This window comes from Pseudomonas sp. GW460-LB5 (genome assembly GCF_059423245.1).
Genome location: NZ_JBWKXT010000033.1, coordinates 46,463 through 67,174, shown reverse-complemented (window position 1 = coordinate 67,174; position 20,712 = coordinate 46,463). Strand labels below are relative to the sequence as shown.

General features: G+C 62.1%; 18 protein-coding genes. 17 read left to right on the top strand and 1 reads right to left on the bottom strand.

Features of this window, described 5'->3' with window-relative positions:
* The 15 genes from bamA to ispD all read left to right on the top strand — a co-directional run.
* The coding region (bamA, locus tag AC07XM_RS19700) for an outer membrane protein assembly factor BamA (RefSeq protein ID WP_495045272.1) at positions 1-1,428 on the top strand (1,428 nt) is incomplete at its 5' end.
* Between the two features lie 44 nt (positions 1,429-1,472).
* Positions 1,473-1,976 (top strand): OmpH/Skp family outer membrane protein, encoded by a 504-nt coding sequence (locus AC07XM_RS19695; RefSeq protein WP_012270843.1) that lies wholly within the window; start codon positions 1,473-1,475, stop codon positions 1,974-1,976.
* 1 nt (position 1,977) lies between these two features.
* Positions 1,978-3,033: a UDP-3-O-(3-hydroxymyristoyl)glucosamine N-acyltransferase gene (lpxD, locus tag AC07XM_RS19690; RefSeq protein ID WP_016485215.1), complete on the top strand. Its 1,056-nt coding sequence runs from the start codon at positions 1,978-1,980 to the stop codon at positions 3,031-3,033.
* Positions 3,034-3,147: 114 nt separating this feature from the next.
* On the top strand, positions 3,148-3,588 hold the full coding sequence (gene fabZ / locus AC07XM_RS19685; protein WP_008094893.1) for a 3-hydroxyacyl-ACP dehydratase FabZ: 441 nt from the start codon (positions 3,148-3,150) through the stop codon (positions 3,586-3,588).
* The gene (lpxA, locus tag AC07XM_RS19680) at positions 3,585-4,361 is read left to right on the top strand and encodes an acyl-ACP--UDP-N-acetylglucosamine O-acyltransferase (protein WP_016485216.1); all 777 of its coding nucleotides are present in this window, start codon (positions 3,585-3,587) and stop codon (positions 4,359-4,361) included. Before fabZ ends, lpxA begins: the two co-directional genes overlap by 4 nt.
* 1 nt (position 4,362) lies before the next feature.
* Positions 4,363-5,490, top strand: coding sequence for a lipid-A-disaccharide synthase (gene lpxB / locus AC07XM_RS19675; protein WP_023048360.1), 1,128 nt, complete (start codon positions 4,363-4,365; stop codon positions 5,488-5,490).
* Between the two features lies 1 nt (position 5,491).
* Positions 5,492-6,115, top strand: a complete 624-nt coding sequence (gene rnhB, locus AC07XM_RS19670) for a ribonuclease HII (protein WP_095117284.1) — start codon at positions 5,492-5,494, stop codon at positions 6,113-6,115.
* 210 nt (positions 6,116-6,325) lie between these two features.
* Positions 6,326-9,850, top strand: coding sequence for a DNA polymerase III subunit alpha (dnaE, locus tag AC07XM_RS19665; protein WP_016485219.1), 3,525 nt, complete (start codon positions 6,326-6,328; stop codon positions 9,848-9,850).
* 107 nt (positions 9,851-9,957) lie between these two features.
* Complete coding sequence (gene accA, locus AC07XM_RS19660; RefSeq protein WP_024717683.1) at positions 9,958-10,905, top strand: acetyl-CoA carboxylase carboxyl transferase subunit alpha; 948 nt, start codon at positions 9,958-9,960, stop codon at positions 10,903-10,905.
* Between the two features lie 61 nt (positions 10,906-10,966).
* Positions 10,967-12,250, top strand: a complete 1,284-nt coding sequence (tilS, locus tag AC07XM_RS19655) for a tRNA lysidine(34) synthetase TilS (protein WP_016485221.1) — start codon at positions 10,967-10,969, stop codon at positions 12,248-12,250.
* Between the two features lie 270 nt (positions 12,251-12,520).
* On the top strand, positions 12,521-14,149 hold the full coding sequence (gene pyrG / locus AC07XM_RS19650) for a CTP synthase (RefSeq protein ID WP_016485222.1): 1,629 nt from the start codon (positions 12,521-12,523) through the stop codon (positions 14,147-14,149).
* A 3-nt stretch (positions 14,150-14,152) separates the two neighbouring features.
* Positions 14,153-14,998, top strand: coding sequence for a 3-deoxy-8-phosphooctulonate synthase (kdsA, locus tag AC07XM_RS19645; protein WP_012270852.1), 846 nt, complete (start codon positions 14,153-14,155; stop codon positions 14,996-14,998).
* A 153-nt stretch (positions 14,999-15,151) separates the two neighbouring features.
* On the top strand, positions 15,152-16,441 hold the full coding sequence (eno, locus tag AC07XM_RS19640; RefSeq protein ID WP_016485223.1) for a phosphopyruvate hydratase: 1,290 nt from the start codon (positions 15,152-15,154) through the stop codon (positions 16,439-16,441).
* Between the two features lie 168 nt (positions 16,442-16,609).
* A complete protein-coding gene (gene ftsB, locus AC07XM_RS19635) occupies positions 16,610-16,891 on the top strand; it encodes a cell division protein FtsB (RefSeq protein WP_016485224.1) in 282 nt (93 codons plus the stop codon).
* The gene (gene ispD, locus AC07XM_RS19630; RefSeq protein ID WP_016485225.1) at positions 16,888-17,595 is read left to right on the top strand and encodes a 2-C-methyl-D-erythritol 4-phosphate cytidylyltransferase; all 708 of its coding nucleotides are present in this window, start codon (positions 16,888-16,890) and stop codon (positions 17,593-17,595) included. The genes ftsB and ispD overlap by 4 nt, the downstream gene beginning before the upstream one ends.
* A 34-nt stretch (positions 17,596-17,629) precedes the next feature.
* On the opposite strand, the gene AC07XM_RS19625 is transcribed toward ispD, so the two are convergent.
* Positions 17,630-18,526, bottom strand: a complete 897-nt coding sequence (locus AC07XM_RS19625; protein WP_023048356.1) for a LysR substrate-binding domain-containing protein — start codon at positions 18,524-18,526, stop codon at positions 17,630-17,632.
* Between the two features lie 107 nt (positions 18,527-18,633).
* Here AC07XM_RS19625 and AC07XM_RS19620 point away from each other — a divergent pair, with 107 nt between their 5' ends.
* Positions 18,634-19,746, top strand: a complete 1,113-nt coding sequence (locus AC07XM_RS19620; RefSeq protein WP_016485227.1) for an S-(hydroxymethyl)glutathione dehydrogenase/class III alcohol dehydrogenase — start codon at positions 18,634-18,636, stop codon at positions 19,744-19,746.
* An 8-nt stretch (positions 19,747-19,754) separates the two neighbouring features.
* Entirely contained in the window at positions 19,755-20,609 is an 855-nt protein-coding gene (fghA, locus tag AC07XM_RS19615; protein ID WP_023048355.1) for an S-formylglutathione hydrolase, read from the top strand.
* Positions 20,610-20,712 lie beyond the last annotated feature (103 nt).

Genomic DNA, 20,712 nt, shown 5'->3' with positions numbered 1-20,712 from the left:
ACCCGCCGCCTGGGTAACGAAGGCTACACCTTCGCCAACGTCAACGGCGTGCCGCAGCCCAACGACCAGGACCACACGGTCGACATCATGTTCGTGGTCGACCCGGGCAAGCGTGCCTACGTCAACCGCATCAACTACCGCGGCAACACCAAGACCGAAGACGAAGTGCTGCGCCGCGAAATGCGCCAGATGGAAGGTGGCTGGGCTTCGACCTACCTGATCGACCAGTCCAAGACCCGTCTGGAGCGCCTGGGCTTCTTCAAGGAAGTCAACGTCGAGACCCCGCCAGTACCAGGTACTGACGACCAGGTCGACGTCAACTACAGCGTCGAAGAGCAAGCCTCCGGCTCGATCACCGCCAGCGTCGGTTTCGCCCAGAGCGCCGGCCTGATCCTCGGGGGTTCGATCAGCCAGAGCAACTTCCTCGGTACCGGTAACAAGGTGTCCATCGGCCTGACCCGCTCGGAATACCAGACCCGCTACAACTTCGGCTTCGTGGACCCCTACTTCACTGCCGATGGCGTCAGCCTGGGTTACAACGCCTTCTACCGCAGCACCAACTACGACGACCTCGACGTCGACGTGGCAAGCTACGCAGTGGACAGCCTGGGTGCAGGCGTCAGCCTGGGCTACCCGATCAGCGAGACCTCGCGCCTGACATACGGGCTGAGCGTGCAGCAGGACAAGATCAAGACTGGCAAGTACACCGTTGACGAGATCTTCGACTTCCTCGATCAGGAGGGCGAAAACTTCCTGAACTTCAAGGCATCGATTGGCTGGTCCGAGTCGACGCTGAACAAAGGCGTGCTGGCCACCCGTGGTCACTCGCAAAGCCTGACCCTGGAATCCACCATTCCTGGCAGCGACTTGTCGTTCTTCAAGCTGGACTACCGTGGCCAGTTGTTCCAGCCGATCAACAACGACTACACCCTGCGCCTGCACACCGAGCTGGGCTATGGTGATGGTTATGGCAGCACTTCGGGCCTGCCGTTCTACGAGAACTACTTCGCAGGTGGCTTCAACTCCGTGCGCGGCTTCAAGGACAGCAGCCTGGGCCCGCGCAGTACGCCAAGTGACGGTACACGAGACGGTACTATCCGTGACCCGGATCAGGATCCGCTGCCGTTCGGTGGCAACGTGCTGGTACAGGGCGGTGTCGAGCTGCTGTTCCCGCTGCCGTTCGTCAAGGACCAGCGTTCGCTGCGCACCTCCGTGTTCTGGGACGTGGGTAACGTGTTCGACACCAACTGCGGCAACAAGCCTGATTGCGAAAAGGTCGGCTTCTCGGGCATGGCCAGTTCGGTCGGCCTGGGTGTGACCTGGATTACCGCACTGGGCCCGTTGAGCTTCAGCCTGGCAATGCCGGTCAAGAAGCCGGACGATGCCGATACCCAGGTGTTCCAATTCTCTCTGGGCCAGACCTTCTAAGGTCGGCCCTTGCTTAACGACAACGGTTTATCCAGGAGTGCATCGTGCGTAAATTGGCTCAACTGGCCGTAGTGGCCGCGGCGCTGGTCGCCACCCCGGCATTCGCCGAAATGAAGGTTGCCGTCCTGAACTATCAGATGGCACTGCTCGAGTCGGATGCCGCCAAGAAATACGCGGTTGATGCCGAGAAGAAGTTCGGCCCGCAACTGACCAAGCTGAAAAGCCTGGAAAGCAGCGCCAAGGGCATCCAGGACCGCCTGATCAAAGGCGGTGACAAGATGCAGCAGCAGGAGCGTGAGCGCCTGGAGCTCGAGTTCAAGCAAAAGGCCCGTGACTTCCAGTTCCAGTCCAAGGAGCTGAACGAAGCCAAGGCCGTTGCTGATCGCGACATGCTCAAGCAACTGAAGCCGAAGCTGGATGGCGCTGTCGAGGAAGTGATCAAGAAAGGCGGTTTCGACCTGGTCCTCGAGCGTGGCGCGGTCATCGATGTCAAGCCTCAGTACGACATCACCCGCCAGGTCATCGAGCGCATGAACCAAGCCCGTTGATATGAGTGTGACCATGACGCTAGGCCAGCTGGCCGAGGCCCTCGGTGCCACCCTCAAGGGGCCCGAGGCATTGCAGATTACCGGGCTGGCCACCTTGCAGGAGGCTGGCCCCGGTCAATTGAGCTTCCTCGCCAACCCGCAGTACCGCAAGTACCTGGATAACTGCCAGGCGGGTGCGGTATTGCTCAAGGCTGCGGATGCCGAAAGCTTCGCTGGCAATGCCCTGATTGTGGCCGACCCGTACCAGGCGTATGCGCGTATTTCCCACCTGTTCGACCCCAAACCCAAGGCTGTGGCGGGAATCCATCCCAGCGCCGTGGTGGCTGGGGACGCGCAGGTGGACGCCAGCGCCAGCATCGGCCCGTTCGCGGTGATCGAAAGCGGTGCGCGCATCGAGGCTGATGTCAGCATCGGCGCGCATTGCTTCGTCGGTGCACGTTGCGTTGTAGGTGAAGGGGGCTGGCTAGCGCCGCGTGTTACGTTGTATCACGACGTCGTCATCGGCAAGCGCGTGGTCATCCAGTCGGGTGCTGTGATCGGCGGCGAGGGCTTCGGCTTTGCCAATGAGAAGGGTATCTGGCGCAAGATCGCCCAGATCGGTGGCGTCACCATTGGTGATGACGTGGAAATCGGCGTCAATACTGCCGTCGACCGTGGTGCGCTGTCCGACACGCGGATCGGTGACGGGGTCAAGCTCGACAACCAGATCCAGATCGCCCACAACGTGCAGATTGGTGACCATACGGCCATGGCCGCTTGTGTGGGCATTTCCGGCAGTACGCGTATCGGCAAGCATTGCATGCTGGCCGGGGGCGTGGGCCTGGTAGGGCACATTGATATTTGCGATAACGTATTTATTTCCGGGATGACAATGGTAACCCGTTCGATCACTGAACCCGGTTCCTATTCATCCGGCACTGCCATGCAGCCTTTGGCTGACTGGCGCAAGAGCGCTGCGCGTATCCGCCAGCTTGATGACATGGCCAAGCGCCTCCAGCAGCTGGAAAAACGCGTCGATACCGTGACCTCAGGTGGCCTGCCGACATCAGAAGGCTGATACCATTCCCTGAGCAAGAGTGAACAGTCGCTAGCTGGCTCCTCTTTGGATTGCTAAAGGAGCGTGTGTTCAGCACCTGCGCTCCCTATTCTTATTACAGGCTTCCCCCCCGAAATGATGGACATCAACGAGATTCGCGAATACCTGCCTCACCGTTACCCGTTCCTGCTGGTGGACCGGGTGACGGATCTGGACTTCGAGGCCCAGAGCATTCGTGCCTACAAGAATGTCAGCATCAACGAGCCGTTCTTCAACGGCCATTTCCCGGCGCACCCGATCATGCCGGGCGTTTTGATCATCGAAGCCATGGCCCAGGCGGCAGGCATCCTCGGTTTCAAGATGCTCGATGCCAAGCCGGCTGATGGCACGCTGTATTACTTCGTCGGTTCCGACAAGCTGCGTTTCCGTCAGCCGGTACTGCCGGGTGACCAGTTGGTGCTGGAAGCCAAGTTCCTGAGCCGCAAGAGCATGATCTGGAAATTCGAATGCCGCGCGCTGGTGGACGGCAAGCCGGTTTGCTCGGCACAGATCACATGCGCGGAACGCTCCCTATGAATTCGATTGATCCTCGGGCCATTATCGATCCGTCGGCCAAGCTGGCCGATGGTGTCGAGGTCGGCCCTTGGTCGATCGTTGGCCCCGATGTGGAAATCGGGGAGGGTACCGTTATCGGCCCGCATGTTGTGCTCAAAGGGCCGACCCGTATCGGCAAGCACAACCGTATCTTTCAGTTTTCCTCCATCGGCGAAGATACCCCGGACCTCAAGTACAAGGGGGAGCCGACGCGCCTGGTGATCGGTGATCACAATGTGTTCCGCGAAGGGGTGACCATTCACCGCGGCACCGTTCAGGACCGTGCGGAAACCACCGTGGGCGACCATAACCTGATCATGGCTTATGCCCACATCGGCCACGACAGCGTCATCGGCAACCACTGCATCCTGGTCAATAACACGGCCCTGGCAGGCCATGTGCATGTGGGGGACTGGGCGATCCTGTCCGGCTACACCCTGGTGCATCAGTATTGTCATATCGGTGCCCACGCGTTTTCCGGCATGGGCACGGCAATCGGCAAGGACGTCCCGGCCTTCGTCACCGTGTTCGGCAGCCCGGCCGAAGCCCGCAGCATGAACTTCGAGGGCATGCGCCGCCGCGGTTTCAGCGACGAGGTGATTCACGTACTGCGTCGTTGTTACAAGATTGTCTATCGTCAGAGCCTGACCGTCGAAGACGCGCTCAAGGAACTGGCCGAGATGGCTGCGAAGCACCCTGAGGTCGAACTGTTCCGTCAGTCGATCGTGAACTCCGCCCGCGGCATCACCCGCTGACATGGCCCCGCTTTGCGTAGCCTTGGTCGCGGGTGAGGCCAGCGGCGATATCCTTGGTTCAGGCTTGATGCGTGCCCTCAAGGCGCGCCACCCCGATGTACGTTTCATTGGCGTTGGCGGCCCTTTGATGGAAGCCGAAGGCCTGCAATCGTACTTCCCCATGGAGCGCCTGGCGGTCATGGGCCTGGTCGAAGTGCTGGGGCGCCTGCGCGAGCTGCTCAAGCGCCGCAAGCTGCTGATCCAGACACTGATCGACGCAAAGCCCGATGTCTTCATCGGCATTGACGCCCCTGACTTCACCCTCAACATCGAACTGAAACTGCGTCAGGTCGGGATCAAGACCGTGCATTACGTCAGCCCGTCGGTCTGGGCTTGGCGGCAGAAGCGCGTGCTGAAAATTCGCGAAGGCTGCGACCTGATGCTGACGCTGCTGCCGTTCGAGGCGCGGTTCTATGAAGAGCAGGGCGTGCCGGTGCGTTTTGTCGGTCATCCGCTGGCCGACACCATACCGCTGCAAGCCGACCGCCTTGCAGCACGTGCTGCGCTTGGCCTGGGCGCGGGCCCGGTGGTTGCGCTGATGCCCGGCAGCCGGGGCGGCGAAGTAGGGCGCCTTGGGGCGTTGTTCCTTGACGCTGCCGAGCGTCTGCAGCAGCAGGTACCGGGCGTGCACTTCGTGCTGCCCTGCGCCAACGCCGCGCGTCGTGCCCAGGTTGAACACATGCTCGAAGGCCGGGTACTGCCGCTGACCCTGCTCGATGGCCAGTCGCACCAGGCGCTGGCAGCCTGTGATGCGGTCTTGATCGCCTCGGGTACCGCCACCCTCGAAGCGTTGCTGTACAAGCGCCCCATGGTGGTAGCCTACCGTTTGGCGCCCTTGACCTACTGGATCCTCAAGCGCCTGGTCAAGAGCCCTTACGTGTCATTGCCGAACCTGCTCGCCCAGCGCGAACTGGTGCCTGAACTGTTGCAGGACGCCGCCACCAGCGATGCCCTGGCCAACACCCTCGCGCCGCTGGTGCGCGATGGCAGCCAGCAGACCGAACGTTTCGACGAAATTCACCGCACCCTGCGCCGTGACGCCTCCAACCAGGCGGCCGAGGCGGTACTGGCCTTGCTCAAGGACCGCTGACATGCAAATTGGACTGGACTTCAACCTGGTCGAGGACCTGGTCGCCGGCGTCGACGAAGTCGGCCGCGGCCCGCTGTGCGGTGCGGTGGTAACGGCGGCGGTAATCCTTGATCCGGCGCGCCCGATCCTCGGCCTGAACGACTCGAAGAAACTCACCGAAGCCAAGCGTGAGGCGTTGTTCGACGAGATCTGTGAAAAGGCCCTGAGCTTCTGCATCGCCCGTGCCGAGGTCGAAGAAATCGACCGCTTGAACATCCTGCAGGCCACAATGCTGGCCATGCAGCGCGCGGTGGAAGGCCTGCACATTACGCCGAAACTGGCCCTGATCGATGGCAACCGCTGCCCGAAGCTGGCCGTTCCGGCGTCGCCGGTGGTCAAAGGCGATAGCCAGGTGCCGGCTATTGCGGCTGCCTCGATCCTGGCCAAGGTCAGCCGTGACCGTGAGATGAGCGCGTTCGAGCTGATCTACCCCGGGTATGGCATTGGTGGGCACAAGGGGTACCCGACCCCGGTGCACCTTGAGGCGTTGGCGCGGTTGGGGCCTACGCCCATTCATCGGCGTTCCTTTGCCCCGGTGCGGGCGGCCTGGGAAGCACGCGAAGGCGTCACCCATTCCCTGATCTGACCTGCCAGGGCCCTTCGCGGCCCTTTCGCTCTTGTAGGAGCAGCCTTGTGCTGCGAAAGGGCCAGTCAGGTAAATGCAGTTGCTACGCCGGTACTGGCCTCTTCGCAGCACAAGGCTGCTCCTGCAGGGAGGGTGCAAGCAGCCCCAAATCTCTTCCCCATTTGAGCTACAATCCCGCCCTTGTCGTTAAGCACTGCTACAGGATCTTCCATGTCGGTTCCCTTCGTTCACCTGCGCGTCCACTCCGAATTCTCGCTGGTCGACGGCCTGGTGCGGATCAAACCGCTGGCCAAGGCGCTGGCCGGGATGAACATGCCGGCGGTGGCGATCACCGACCAGAGCAACATGTGCTCGCTGGTGAAGTTCTACAAGACTGCCATGGGCGCGGGCATCAAGCCGATCTGTGGTGCCGACCTGTGGCTGGCCGGTGCCGACCCGGAAGCCCCGCTGTCGCGCATCTGCTTCCTGGCCATGGACCCCAAGGGTTACCGCAACCTCACCGAGTTGATCTCGCGCGGCTGGACCGAAGGCCAGCGTAACGGCCTGGTCATTCTTCAGCGGGACTGGATCGCCCCTGCCAGCGAGGGCCTGATTGCCCTTTCAGCGGGCAAGGAAGGCGATATCGGCATGGCCTTGTTGTCCGGCCGGGACGAAGAAGCCCAGGCCTTGCTGCAAGACTGGATGGGCATGTTCCCCGAGCGCTTCTACGTTGAAGTACAGCGCACCAACCGCGCTCGCGACGAGGAATACGTGCACGCGGCGGTGGCGCTGGCCGACAAGCTTGGTGCCCCGCTGGTGGCCACCAACGACGTGCGTTTCATCAAGCAAGCGGACTTCGACGCCCACGAAACCCGCGTGTGCATTGGTGAAGGCTGGACCCTTGATGACCCGCGCCGCCCGCGTGGCTACAGTGACCAGCAGTACCTGAAATCGGCCGAGGAAATGGCCGAGCTGTTCAGCGACTTGCCCGATGCCATCGCCAACACCGTCGAGATCGCCAAGCGCTGCAACATCCAGGTGCAACTGGGCAAACACTTCCTGCCCGACTTTCCTACGCCGAACGGCATGGGCATCGACGATTACCTGCGTCACGTTTCCCACGAAGGCCTGGAAGAGCGCCTGGCGGTACTGTGGCCCAAAGAGACCACGCCCAATTACGAAGAGAAGCGCCAGGTGTACCTGGACCGCCTGAAATTCGAGCTGGATATCATTATCCAGATGGGCTTCCCCGGTTACTTCCTGATCGTGATGGACTTCATCAAGTGGGCCAAGAACAACGGCGTGCCGGTGGGACCTGGCCGTGGTTCGGGTGCAGGCTCGCTGGTGGCCTACGTGCTGAAGATCACCGACCTCGACCCGCTGGCCTACGACTTGCTCTTCGAGCGCTTCCTCAACCCTGAACGTGTTTCCATGCCCGACTTTGACGTCGACTTCTGCATGGACGGCCGGGACCGGGTGATCGAATATGTGGCCGATGCCTACGGGCGCAATGCGGTCAGCCAGATCATCACCTTTGGCACCATGGCCGCCAAGGCGGTGGTGCGTGACGTGGCGCGGGTGCAGGGCAAGTCCTACGGCCTGGCCGACCGCCTGTCCAAGATGATCCCGTTCGAAGTGGGCATGACCCTGGAGAAGGCCTACGAGCAGGAAGAAATCCTGCGCGACTTCCTCAAGGGTGACGAGGACGCCCGCGAAATCTGGGACATGGCGCTGAAGCTGGAAGGCGTCACCCGGGGTACCGGCAAGCACGCCGGTGGTGTGGTTATCGCGCCGACCAAGCTCACCGATTTTTCGCCGATCGCCTGTGATGAAGAGGGCGGCGGCCTGGTCACCCAGTTCGACAAGGACGACGTCGAGGCCGCCGGCCTGGTCAAGTTCGACTTCCTCGGCCTGCGTACCCTGACCATCATCAAGTGGGCGATGGAGATCATCAACCGCGAGCAGGCCAAGAAGAACCTGCCCGATCTGAACATCGACTTCATCCCGCTGGATGACCGCAAGACGTACGAGTTGCTGCAAAAAGCAGAAACAACGGCGGTGTTCCAGCTTGAATCCCGGGGCATGAAGGAGCTGATCAAGAAGCTCAAACCCGACTGCCTCGAGGACCTTATCGCACTGGTGGCGCTGTTCCGCCCGGGCCCGTTGCAGTCGGGCATGGTGGACGACTTCATCAACCGTAAGCACGGCCGTGCCGAGCTGGCCTATCCGCACCCGGATTACCAGTATGAAGGCCTGCAGCCGGTGCTGGCGCCTACCTATGGCATCATCCTGTACCAGGAACAGGTGATGCAGATCGCCCAGGTGATGGCGGGCTACACCCTCGGTGGTGCGGACATGCTGCGCCGGGCCATGGGTAAGAAAAAGCCCGAGGAAATGGCCAAGCAGCGTGGTGGTTTCATCGAAGGTTGCGCCAACAACGGCATCGATGCCGACCTGGCCGGTAACATCTTTGATCTGGTGGAAAAGTTTGCGGGGTATGGCTTCAACAAATCCCACTCCGCCGCCTATGGCCTGGTGTCCTACCAGACGGCCTGGCTGAAAACCCACTTCCCGGCGCCGTTCATGGCTGCCGTGCTGTCGGCGGATATGCATAACACCGACAAGGTGGTTGTGCTGGTAGAAGAAGTCCGCAGCATGAAGTTGCGCCTCGACGCGCCCGACGTGAACTTCTCCGACTTCAAGTTCACCGTCAACAACGACGGCCGAATCGTCTACGGTCTGGGCGCGATCAAAGGCGTCGGCGAAGGCCCGGTGGAGGCCATTGTCGAGGCCCGCGCCCAAGGCGGGCCGTTCAAGGACCTGTTCGATTTCTGTGAACGCATCGACCTCAAGCGGGTGAACAAGCGCACCCTGGATGCCCTGGTGCGCAGCGGCGCACTGGACCGCCTGGGCCCGCACTTCCATGACGAGATCAAGGCCTACCAGGCCAACATCGACATCAACCGTGCAACTTTGCTCTCGGCGCTGGGCGAAGCCATCAAGGCAGCCGAGCAGGCAGCCCATACGGCGGACAGTGGCCATGTCGACCTGTTTGGCAGCATGTTCGATGAAGCGCAAGTCGATGTCTATGCCAATCACCGCAAGGTGCGCGAGCTCACCCTCAAGGAGCGCCTGAAGGGCGAGAAGGACACCTTGGGCCTGTACCTCACCGGTCACCCGATCGACGAGTACGAGGCAGAGATCCGCCGCTTCGCCCGTCAGCGCATCATTGACCTCAAGCCGTCGCGCGAGACCCAGACTATCGCCGGCATGATCATTGCCCTGCGGGTGATGAAGAACAAGAAGGGCGACAAGATGGGCTTCGTCACCCTGGATGACCGTTCCGGCCGCATCGAGGCCTCCCTGTTCGCTGATTCCTTCATGGCGGCACAGTCTTTGCTGCAGGCCGATGCCATGGTGGTTGTCGAAGGCGAGGTCAGCAACGATGACTTTTCGGGTGGCCTGCGCCTGCGGGTGAAGCAGGTGATGACCATGGAAGATGCGCGCACCAAGCTGGCCGAGAGCCTGCGCCTGAAGGTGGCACACGAGGCGCTGAAAGGCGACCGGCTGAAGTGGCTGGGCGAGCTGATCACGCGCCATCGCGGTGCTTGCCCGATTACCCTGGAGTACACCGGCAGCGACGCCAAGGCCATGCTGCAGTTCGGTGAGCAGTGGTCGATCGACCCGGCCGACGGGCTGATTCAGGCGCTGCGTGACCAGTTCGGGCGTGAGAACGTCTTCCTGCAATATCGTTGAACCGACCAAAAATTTAATCTCGACCTGAATGCGCCTGATCCCTTAAGGTATGGCGCCAAACGGATCAACCGGCCGGCCGCCTGGCCGTAGACCCAAGACGGATGACTATGAACCCGAATTTTCTCGATTTCGAACAGCCGATTGCCGACCTGCAAGCCAAGATCGAAGGCCTGCGCCTGGTAGGCAACGACAATTCGCTGAACATCAGCGATGAAATTGCCCGTCTGCAAGACAAGAGCAACACACTGACCGAAAGCATCTTCGGCAACCTGACCAGCTGGCAGATCGCCCGCCTGGCACGTCACCCGCGTCGTCCTTACACCCTGGACTACCTGGAGCACATCTTCACCGAGTTCGAAGAGCTGCACGGTGACCGCCACTTCTCCGACGACGCCGCCATCGTAGGTGGTACCGCGCGCCTGGATGGCAAGCCGGTCATGGTCATCGGCCACCAGAAGGGCCGTGAAGTGCGCGAAAAGGTACGCCGCAACTTCGGCATGCCGCGCCCGGAGGGCTACCGCAAGGCGTGCCGCCTGATGGAAATGGCCGAGCGCTTCAAGATGCCGATCCTGACCTTCATCGACACCCCGGGTGCCTACCCGGGCATCGACGCCGAAGAGCGCAACCAGAGCGAGGCAATCGCCTGGAACCTGCGCGTGATGGCGCGCCTGAAAACCCCGATCATCGCCACCGTGATCGGTGAGGGCGGGTCTGGCGGTGCACTGGCGATCGGCGTGTGCGACCAGCTGAACATGCTGCAATACTCCACCTACTCGGTGATCTCGCCGGAAGGTTGCGCTTCGATCCTCTGGAAGACTGCCGACAAGGCGTGCGACGCAGCCGAGGCAATGGGCATCACTGCCGAGCGCCTGAAGAGCCTGAACATCGTCGACAAGGTCATCCAGGAGCCGTTGGGCGGCGCCCATCGTGACCCGGTGAAAGTGTCGGAAAGCATCCGCGCTGACCTGATACAGCAGCTGGACATGCTCGGCAAGCTGGACAACGACGCGCTGCTGGCTCGCCGTTACGAGCGCCTGATGAGCTACGGCCTCTGACATACCCAAGGGGCCGCTCTGCGGCCCATTCGCCGGCAATCTCAAGCCATGTGAGGCCCTCATGATCAACCTCACCCCCTGGCTGCAAGCCCCCACCTGGTACATAGCCTTCTCCGGTGGTCTCGACTCCACCGTCCTCCTGCACCTGCTAGCCACCCACGCCCGCAACCACGCTTCCCCCCCGCTGCGCGCCATCCATATCCACCACGGCCTGCAAGCCGCGGCCGACGCCTGGCCTGCCCACTGCCAAGCCATCTGCGACAACTTTGGCATCGAACTTCAGGTCATTCACGTCCAGGTCACTCCCGGCGCCAGCCTCGAACAGGCTGCCCGCAACGCTCGCTATGCCGCTTTCGAGCAAGCCTTGGGCCCAGGCGACATGCTGTTTACCGGGCAGCACCGCGACGACCAGGCTGAAACGCTGTTGTTCCGCCTGTTGCGCGGCGCCGGCCTGCGTGGCCTGGCGGCGATGCCTGCGCAGCGGGCGCTAGGGCAGGGCAGCCTGATCAGGCCGTTGCTGGGTTGTTCACGCCAGCAACTGCATGACTATGCCCGGGTGAACGGGCTTGCATGGATTGAAGACCCTTCGAATAGCGACACACAATTTGCCCGCAACTACCTGCGTGGCGAGGTGTTCCCGCACTTGCAGCAACGTTGGCCGCAGGCCGGCCAGAACTTCGCTCGTGCCGCCGAGCACCTGGGTGAAGCGCTGGGCCTGCTGGACGAACTGGCCCAGAGCGACCTGGCGGCTGCGCAAGAAGGCGCGCCCCTTGCCTGGTCGGGACTGGAATCCCTCGACCTGGCCGCCCTGGTGACGCTGTCGCCGGCCCGTCAGCGTAATGCCGTTCAATATTGGCTGAGCCGGCGCACCCGTCTGCCCGACGCCCGGCATTGGGCTGGCTGGGGCGACCTGCGCGATGCCGCCGCCGATGCCCAGCCCGTCTGGCGGCTTGCCGATGGGGAGCTGGTGCGCAGCCAAGGTCGCATCTGGTGGCTGAGCGGCGACTGGTTGCAGCAGCCTGTCGGCGAACTAGCCTGGCTCAATTCAGCTGCTGCCCTGGTGCTGCCAGGAAACGGCAGGGTGCGTCTTGATGTCGCCGGGCCGCTGGCTGGCCTGCGCATTGCCTACCGCCAGGGCGGCGAAAGGCTGGAGGTCCCAGGGCGCGGCCAGCGCGACCTCAAGCGCCTGCTCAATGAGCAGCAGGTGCCGCATTTCCTGCGTCCGCGCCTGCCATTGCTCTATCAGGGCGGGCGCCTGCTGGCGGTGGCCAACCTGCCCGGGCTGGTGCAGGCGGATTGCCAGCTGCATTGGCAGTTGCCGACCAGCGCGCAAGGTTTGAGATGAAGGGTACATTCCGGTAGACTACCCTCCCTTCTTGATACAACTTCTGTGGCTTCCGCGAAAACACAGGGGTTGCCGATTACCAAGCAGTTTTTTGCTGGGCTGAATTCTGGAAATGACGAGCGAGCTCCATGCCGGGGATACCCCTGGTCTGTACAGACGCGACAGTTTTTCGAGATGCACTGTGATTGACGCAGGTGATCGGGGGCTTCGGCCTTCCTTCGCTTTCTCCGGCGGCGCTGGCCGCCTTAACGCAGACTTCTAGGGTTTTTCATGACGCGCTACATATTCGTCACGGGCGGTGTTGTTTCTTCATTGGGGAAAGGCATTGCCTCGGCTTCCCTGGCGGCCATCCTGGAAGCGCGGGGCCTGAAGGTCACCATGCTCAAGCTGGATCCGTACATCAACGTCGACCCGGGCACCATGAGCCCGTTCCAGCACGGGGAAGTGTTCGTCACCCAGGATGGCGCCGAGACTGACCTCGACCTGGGCCACTACGAGCGGTTCATCCGCACCACCATGACCCAGAACAACAACTTCACCACCGGTCGCATTTACGAGCACGTGCTGCGTAAAGAGCGTCGTGGTGACTATCTGGGCGCGACCATCCAGGTCATTCCGCACATCACCGACGAAATCAAGCGTCGTATCATCAAGGGTGCCGGCGATGCCGACGTGGCCCTGGTGGAAATCGGCGGTACCGTGGGTGACATCGAGTCGCAGCCGTTCCTTGAGGCGATCCGCCAGCTGCGCGTCGAAGTGGGCTCCAAGCGCGCCATGCTGATGCACCTGACCCTGGTCCCGTACATCGCCACCGCTGGCGAAACCAAGACCAAGCCGACCCAGCACTCGGTCAAGGAGCTGCGCTCCATCGGCTTGCAGCCTGACGTGCTGATCTGCCGCTCCGACCACCCGGTCGATGCCTCGTCGCGTCGCAAGATTGCGCTGTTCACCAACGTTGAAGAGCGTGCGGTAATTTCGCTGGAAGATGTCGACACCATCTACAAGATCCCGGGCGTGCTGCACGCTCAGGGCCTGGACGACTTCGTCGTCGAACGTTTCGGCTTGCAGTGCAATGGTGCCGACCTGTCCGAGTGGGACAAAGTGGTCGATGCCAAGCTCAACCCGGAGCATGAAGTGACCATCGCCATGGTCGGCAAGTACATGGAGCTGCTGGATGCGTACAAGTCGCTGATCGAAGCGATGAGCCACGCCGGCATCACCAACCGCACCAAGGTAAACCTGCGCTATATCGACTCGGAAGACATCGAGAACCAGGGTACCAGCCTGCTCGAGGGCGCCGACGCCATTCTGGTGCCGGGCGGTTTCGGCCTGCGTGGCGTGGAAGGCAAGATCACCGCGGTGCAGTATGCCCGTGAGAACAAAGTACCGTACCTGGGCATCTGCCTGGGCATGCAGGTGGCCGTGATCGAGTTTGCCCGTAACGTGATGGGCTGGAAAGACGCCAACTCCACCGAATTCGACCGCAACAGCGGCCACCCGGTGGTCGGCCTGATCACCGAGTGGGCAGATGCCACCGGCGCCGTCGAAACCCGTACCGAGGCTTCCGACCTGGGCGGCACCATGCGCCTGGGCGCACAGGATTGCCAACTGGCCGCCGGCTCCAAGGTGCACGACTGCTACAACAAGGACGTGATCACCGAGCGTCACCGTCACCGCTACGAAGTGAACAACAACCTGCTGCCGCAACTGGTCGATGCTGGCCTGGTGGTTTCCGGTCGTTCCGAAGACGGTGCGCTGGTGGAAGTGGTCGAGTCCAAGGACCACCCATGGTTCGTCGCCTGCCAGTTCCACCCGGAATTCACCTCCACCCCGCGTGACGGCCACCCGCTGTTCAGTGGTTTCGTCAAGGCAGCCCTGGCTCAGAAGAACAAGGCCTGATCAATGACCCAGAAGATCATTCGCGTCGGTAACATCGAGATCGCCAACGACAAGCCGTTCGTCCTGTTCGGCGGCATGAACGTCCTGGAGTCCCGTGACCTGGCAATGAAGGTCTGCGAAGAGTACGTGCGGGTGACCGAGAAGCTCGGTATCCCGTACGTGTTCAAGGCGAGTTTCGACAAGGCCAACCGTTCGTCGGTAACGTCCTACCGTGGTCCGGGCATGGAAGAAGGGCTGAAGATCTTCGAAGAGATCAAGCGCACCTTCAACGTGCCGGTGATCACCGATGTGCACGAGCCTTACCAGGCCGAGCCTGTTGCCAAGGTATGCGACATCATCCAGCTGCCGGCCTTCCTGTCGCGGCAGACCGACCTGGTGGTTGCCATGGCCAAGACCGGCGCGGTGATCAACATCAAGAAAGCCCAGTTCCTCGCACCCCAGGAAATGAAACATATCCTGGCCAAGTGCGAAGAGGCCGGTAACGACCAGTTGATCCTCTGCGAGCGCGGTTCTAGCTTCGGCTACAACAACCTGGTGGTGGACATGCTCGGCTTCGGCATCATGAAGCAGTTCGAGTATCCGGTATTCTTTGACGTGACCCACGCCCTGCAGATGCCGGGCGGCCGTAGCGATTCCGCCGGCGGCCGTCGCGCCCAGGTCACCGACCTGGCCAAGGCAGGCATGAGCCAGGGGCTGGCCGGCCTGTTCCTTGAAGCCCACCCCGACCCGGACAACGCCAAGTGCGATGGCCCATGCGCCCTGCGCCTGGACAAACTGGAGCCATTCCTGGCCCAGCTCAAGCAACTGGATGACCTGGTAAAAAGTTTTCCGACGGTAGAAACCGCGTAAAGCTCATTTCTCGGGTAAAGTAGCGCCCGATCCACCCCTGACCAATCGGTCAGGGGCTCCCTTCACCCGGCCTGCCCACTGCAAACCCGCCTGGTGAACGGCAAGAATTTCTTAAGCTAGGTTGTTTTCGTCAATTCTGGAGTGCTTACAACAATGGCAAAAATCGTCGACATCAAAGGTCGTGAAGTTCTCGATTCGCGTGGCAACCCCACCGTGGAAGCCGATGTACTGCTCGACAACGGCATCATCGGCAGCGCTTGCGCGCCGTCCGGTGCTTCCACCGGCTCGCGCGAAGCGCTGGAGCTGCGTGATGGCGACAAGAGCCGTTACCTGGGCAAGGGCGTGCTTAAGGCCGTCGGCAACATCAACGGCCCGATCCGTGAGCTGCTGCTGGGCAAGGACCCTTCCGACCAGAAGGCCCTGGACCGCGCCATGATCGAACTGGACGGTACCGAGAACAAGGCCAAGCTGGGCGCCAACGCCATCCTGGCTGTTTCCCTGGCTGCCGCCAAGGCCGCTGCCCAGGACCAGGACCTGCCGCTGTACGCGCATATCGCCAACCTGAACGGCACCCCAGGCCAGTACTCGATGCCGGTTCCGATGATGAACATCATCAACGGTGGCGAGCACGCCGACAACAACGTCGATATCCAGGAGTTCATGGTTCAGCCGGTTGGCGCCAAGACCTTCTCCGACGGCCTGCGCATGGGTACCGAAATCTTCCACCACCTCAAAGCCGTGCTGAAGGCCCGTGGCCTGAACACCGCCGTAGGTGATGAAGGTGGCTTCGCCCCTAACCTGGCATCCAACGAAGACGCCCTGGGCGCTATCGCTGAAGCCGTTGAAAAGGCCGGCTACAAGCTGGGCACCGATGTGACCCTGGCCCTGGACTGCGCGGCTTCCGAATTCTACGAAGACGGCAAGTACAACCTGTCTGGTGAAGGCAAGTCGTTCGATGCCGAAGGCTTCGCCGAGTACCTGAAAGGCCTGACCGAGCGCTTCCCGATCATCTCGATCGAAGACGGCCTGGACGAGTCCGACTGGGCTGGCTGGAAGATCCTCACTGACAAGATCGGCGAGAAGGTACAGCTGGTTGGCGACGACCTGTTCGTGACCAATACCAAGATCCTCAAAGAAGGCATCGAGAAGGGCATCGGTAACTCGATCCTGATCAAGTTCAACCAGATCGGCTCGCTGACCGAAACCCTGGAAGCCATCCAGATGGCCAAGGCTGCGGGCTACACCGCGGTGATCTCGCACCGTTCCGGTGAAACCGAAGATTCGACCATTGCCGACCTGGCCGTGGGTACCGCTGCCGGTCAGATCAAGACCGGTTCGCTGTGCCGTTCCGATCGCGTTTCCAAGTACAACCAACTGCTGCGCATCGAAGAGCAGCTGGGTGCCAAAGCGGTTTACCGTGGTCGTGCCGAGTTTCGCGGCTAAGCAAGAGATGGTAAAAAGACAGCAGCCGGAGCTGTAGGAACGTTCTTACTGAACTTTACTGCGTTCCAACGGGTTTCTGTCTACGAAGCCTGGCCTCGGCCAGGCTTCGTGCTATTTGAGACCCCGAAATGCATAGTGTGCGGCGGTCTTTTTAACCTGGATACCTAGATGCGCAGTCCTTATTGGTTGTTCCTCGTCCTGCTCCTGCTGCTGGGTGGCCTGCAGTACCGCCTGTGGGTGGGTAGTGGCAGCCTGGCGCAAGTGACCGAGCTGAAGCAGCAGATTGCCGAGCAGCATGCCGAGAACGAGCGCCTGCTCGAGCGTAACCGTGTGCTCGATGCCGAAGTGCTGGAGCTGAAAAAAGGCATGGAGACCGTTGAAGAGCGGGCTCGCCACGAATTGGGAATGGTCAAAGAGGGCGAAACCCTCTTCCAGTTGCCACAGAAATGATCGATACGTTGCCGGCCTTCTGGGCCGTGATTCCTGCTGCGGGCGTAGGTGCCCGCATGGCTGCCGACCGCCCCAAGCAATACCTGGAGCTGGCCGGGCGGACCCTGCTCGAGCACAGCCTCGACTGTTTTCTTGGCCACCCGGCGCTCAACGGCGTGGTGGTCAGCCTTGCTGAAGATGACCCGTACTGGCCGGCCCTGTGTTGTGCCAGCGACTCGCGCATCCAGCGCGCGGCGGGCGGGCGTGAGCGCGCCGACTCGGTGCTCAACGCTTTGCTGTTACTGCATGCCCAGGGGGCCTCGGACAGCGACTGGGTGCTGGTGCACGATGCCGCGCGGCCAAACCTTGCGCGCAGCGACCTGGACAAGTTGTTGTCGGAGCTGGCGGACGACCCGGTGGGTGGCCTGCTGGCGGTGCCGGCGCGTGACACCCTCAAGCGTGCCGACAGCAATGGCCGGGTGAGCGCTACCGTGGACCGCAGTACCATCTGGCAGGCGTATACCCCGCAGATGTTCCGCCTGGGGGCGTTGCACCGGGCGCTGGCCGAGTGCCTGGTGTCGGATGTGGTGGTGACCGATGAGGCTTCTGCCATCGAATGGTCCGGCCAGGCGCCGCGGCTGGTGGAAGGGCGCAGTGACAATATCAAGGTGACCCGGCCCGAAGACCTGGAATGGTTGCGCCAACGCTGGGCGGGTAGGCGCTGAAATCGCCGGGTCCGCTCTGCGGCCCCCTTTGCCATCAGATCCCGCGATATTCCGGCAACCCCGCCAACCCTTCCTTCAGGTAATCCACCAGTCGCCGCACCTTCGGTGACAGGTGCCGCTGCTGCGGATACAGCGCCCACACCGCCGTATTCGGCGGCTGGTGCGCCTCCAGCAAAGACACCAGCGCACCGCTGTTCAGGTGCTCCAGCACGTAGTAATCCGGCAACTGACACAACCCTATCCCTTGCAGCGCCGCATCCAGCACCGCCTGGCCACTGTTGCAGCGCCAGTTGCCCTGTATTCGCTGGCTGATCTCGCGGCCGTCCTGCTGCAGCGCCCACAAGTCCGAACTGCCCACCAGGCAATTGTGCCGCGCCAGTTCCGACAGGCTGTGCGGCCGGCCGTAACGCTCCAGGTAGGCCGGCGAGGCGCACAGGTACATGCGTCGCGGCGCCAGGCGAGTGGCCACTAGCCGAGAGTCGGCAAGGCGGCCCAGGCGAATGGCCAGGTCCATGCCTTCATGCAGCAGGTCGAGTGTGTGGTTGCTCAGTTCCACATCCACCCGCAACTGGGGGTACAGCGCCATGAACCGTGTCACCAGCGGCACGATGAAGCGCTCGCCGTAGGCTACCGCGCAGGTCATGCGCAGCAAGCCCTTGGGCTCGCTGGCCAGGTCGCCCATGGCGCGCAGGGCTTCTTCGCGGCCATCCTGCAAACGCTGGCAATGCTGCAGAAAGGTCTGCCCGGCCTCGCTCAGGGTTACCCGGCGCGTGCTGCGATACAGCAGGCGGGTCTGCAGGCGCTCTTCCAGACGGGCGATTTGCCGGCTGATGTGCGACGACGAAACCCCCAGGCGTTCGGCGGCTGCAGTGAACTGGCCCGATTCTGCCACCGCGACAAATTCGTCGATGCCTTCCCAGCGGCTGCTCATGGATTATCCCTGTGTGGCAATAATGTTTTGTCTTTGGCCGGATTATTCATCAAAAGGCGGTGAATTACACTGTGAGACTGAATCGCCCCTCTATTTGGAGACCTTTGATGATCAAGTCCCGTGCTGCTGTAGCCTTCGAAGCCAAAAAACCCTTGGAAATCGTCGAAGTCGACGTGGCCATGCCCAAGGCCGGGGAAGTGCTGCTGCGTGTGGTCGCCAGTGGTGTCTGCCACACTGATGCCTACACCCTGTCGGGTGCTGACCCGGAAGGCATCTTCCCGTCGATCCTCGGCCACGAAGGCGGCGCGATCGTCGAAGCGGTAGGCGAGGGCGTGACCTCGGTGGCCGTCGGCGACCACGTGATCCCGCTGTACACCCCGGAATGCGGCAAGTGCAAGTTCTGCCTGTCGGGCAAGACCAACCTGTGCCAGGCCATCCGTGCTACCCAGGGCAAGGGCCTGATGCCGGACGGCACCACGCGCTTCTCGTACAAGGGCCAGCAGCTGTTCCACTACATGGGCACCTCGACCTTCTCCGAGTACACCGTGCTGCCGGAAATCTCCGTGGCCAAGATCCAGAAAGAAGCCCCACTGGAAAAAGTCTGCCTGCTGGGCTGTGGCGTCACCACCGGTATCGGCGCGGTGCTCAACACCGCCAAGGTCAAGCCGGGTGACACCGTGGCCATCTTCGGCCTGGGCGGCATCGGCCTGTCGGCGGTGATCGGTGCGGTCAAGGCCAAGGCCGCGCGCATCATCGCCATCGACATCAACCCGGCCAAGTTCGAGATTGCCCGCCAACTGGGTGCCACCGACTGTATCAACCCGAAAGACTACGACCGCCCGATCCAGGAAGTGATCGTCGACCTCACCGACGGTGGCGTGGACTTCTCCTTCGAGTGCATCGGCAACGTGCAACTGATGCGCGCTGCTCTGGAATGCTGCCACAAGGGCTGGGGCGAGTCGGTCATCATCGGTGTAGCCGGTGCCGGCCAGGAAATTGCCACTCGTCCGTTCCAGCTGGTCACCGGGCGCGTCTGGCGTGGTTCGGCGTTCGGCGGCGTGCGTGGCCGCAGCGAGCTGCCGAGCTACGTGGAAATGTCCGAAAAGGGCGAGATTCCGCTGGATACCTTCATCACCCATACCATGGGCCTGGAAGACATCAACAAAGCCTTCGACCTGATGCATGAAGGCAAGAGCATCCGCAGCGTGATCCACTTCTGAGGTGTGCCATGAGCCTGGATAACATCTCCTGCCAGAAGAGCTTTGGCGGCTGGCACAAGCGTTACCGGCATCACTCCAAGGTGCTGGGTTGCGACATGGTGTTCGCCGTGTACTTGCCGCCGCAGGCCGAGCAGGGCGAGAAGCTGCCGGTGCTGTACTGGCTTAGCGGCCTCACCTGCACCGACGAGAACTTCATGCAGAAGGCCGGCGCCCAGCGCATGGCAGCTGAGCTTGGGCTGATCATCGTGGCCCCCGACACCAGCCCGCGTGGCGAACAGGTGCCGGGCGACCCGGATGGCGCCTGGGACTTCGGCCTGGGGGCCGGCTTCTACCTCAACGCCACCCAGCAACCCTGGGCCCAGCATTACCGCATGCATGACTATGTGGTGGAGGAGTTGCCGGCGCTGATCGAGGCGCACTTCCCGGCTTCGGGCGAGCGCAGCATCAGCGGCCACTCAATGGGTGGGCATGGCGCGCTGGTGTGCGCCTTGCGCAACCCGGGGCGCTACCGCTCGGTGTCGGCGTTCTCGCCCATCAGCAACCCGATGGATTGCCCCTGGGGCGAGAAGGCTTTCAGCCGCTACCTGGGTGAAGACCGAGCGCGCTGGCGCGAGTGGGATGCCAGCATCCTGCTGGCTGAAACACCGGCCGGCGAATGCCCGCCCTTGCTGGTTGACCAGGGCGACCGTGACGACTTCCTCGAGAAGCAGCTCAAGCCTGAAGCGCTGGAGCAGGCAGCGCGAAAAGGGGGCCATGAAATGACCCTGCGTTTGCAGCCGGGCTATGACCACAGCTACTACTTCATTGCCAGCTTCATCGAAGATCACCTGCGCCATCATGCGGTGGCACTGGGGCGGGTGTAAGGCGTAGCTGGGGTGTTTGCCCCATCGCAGGCAAGCCAGCGCCCACAGGTACTGTGCATGGCTCCAGGGCCATGGGGGCGAGGTGGGCACTGGCTTGCCGGCG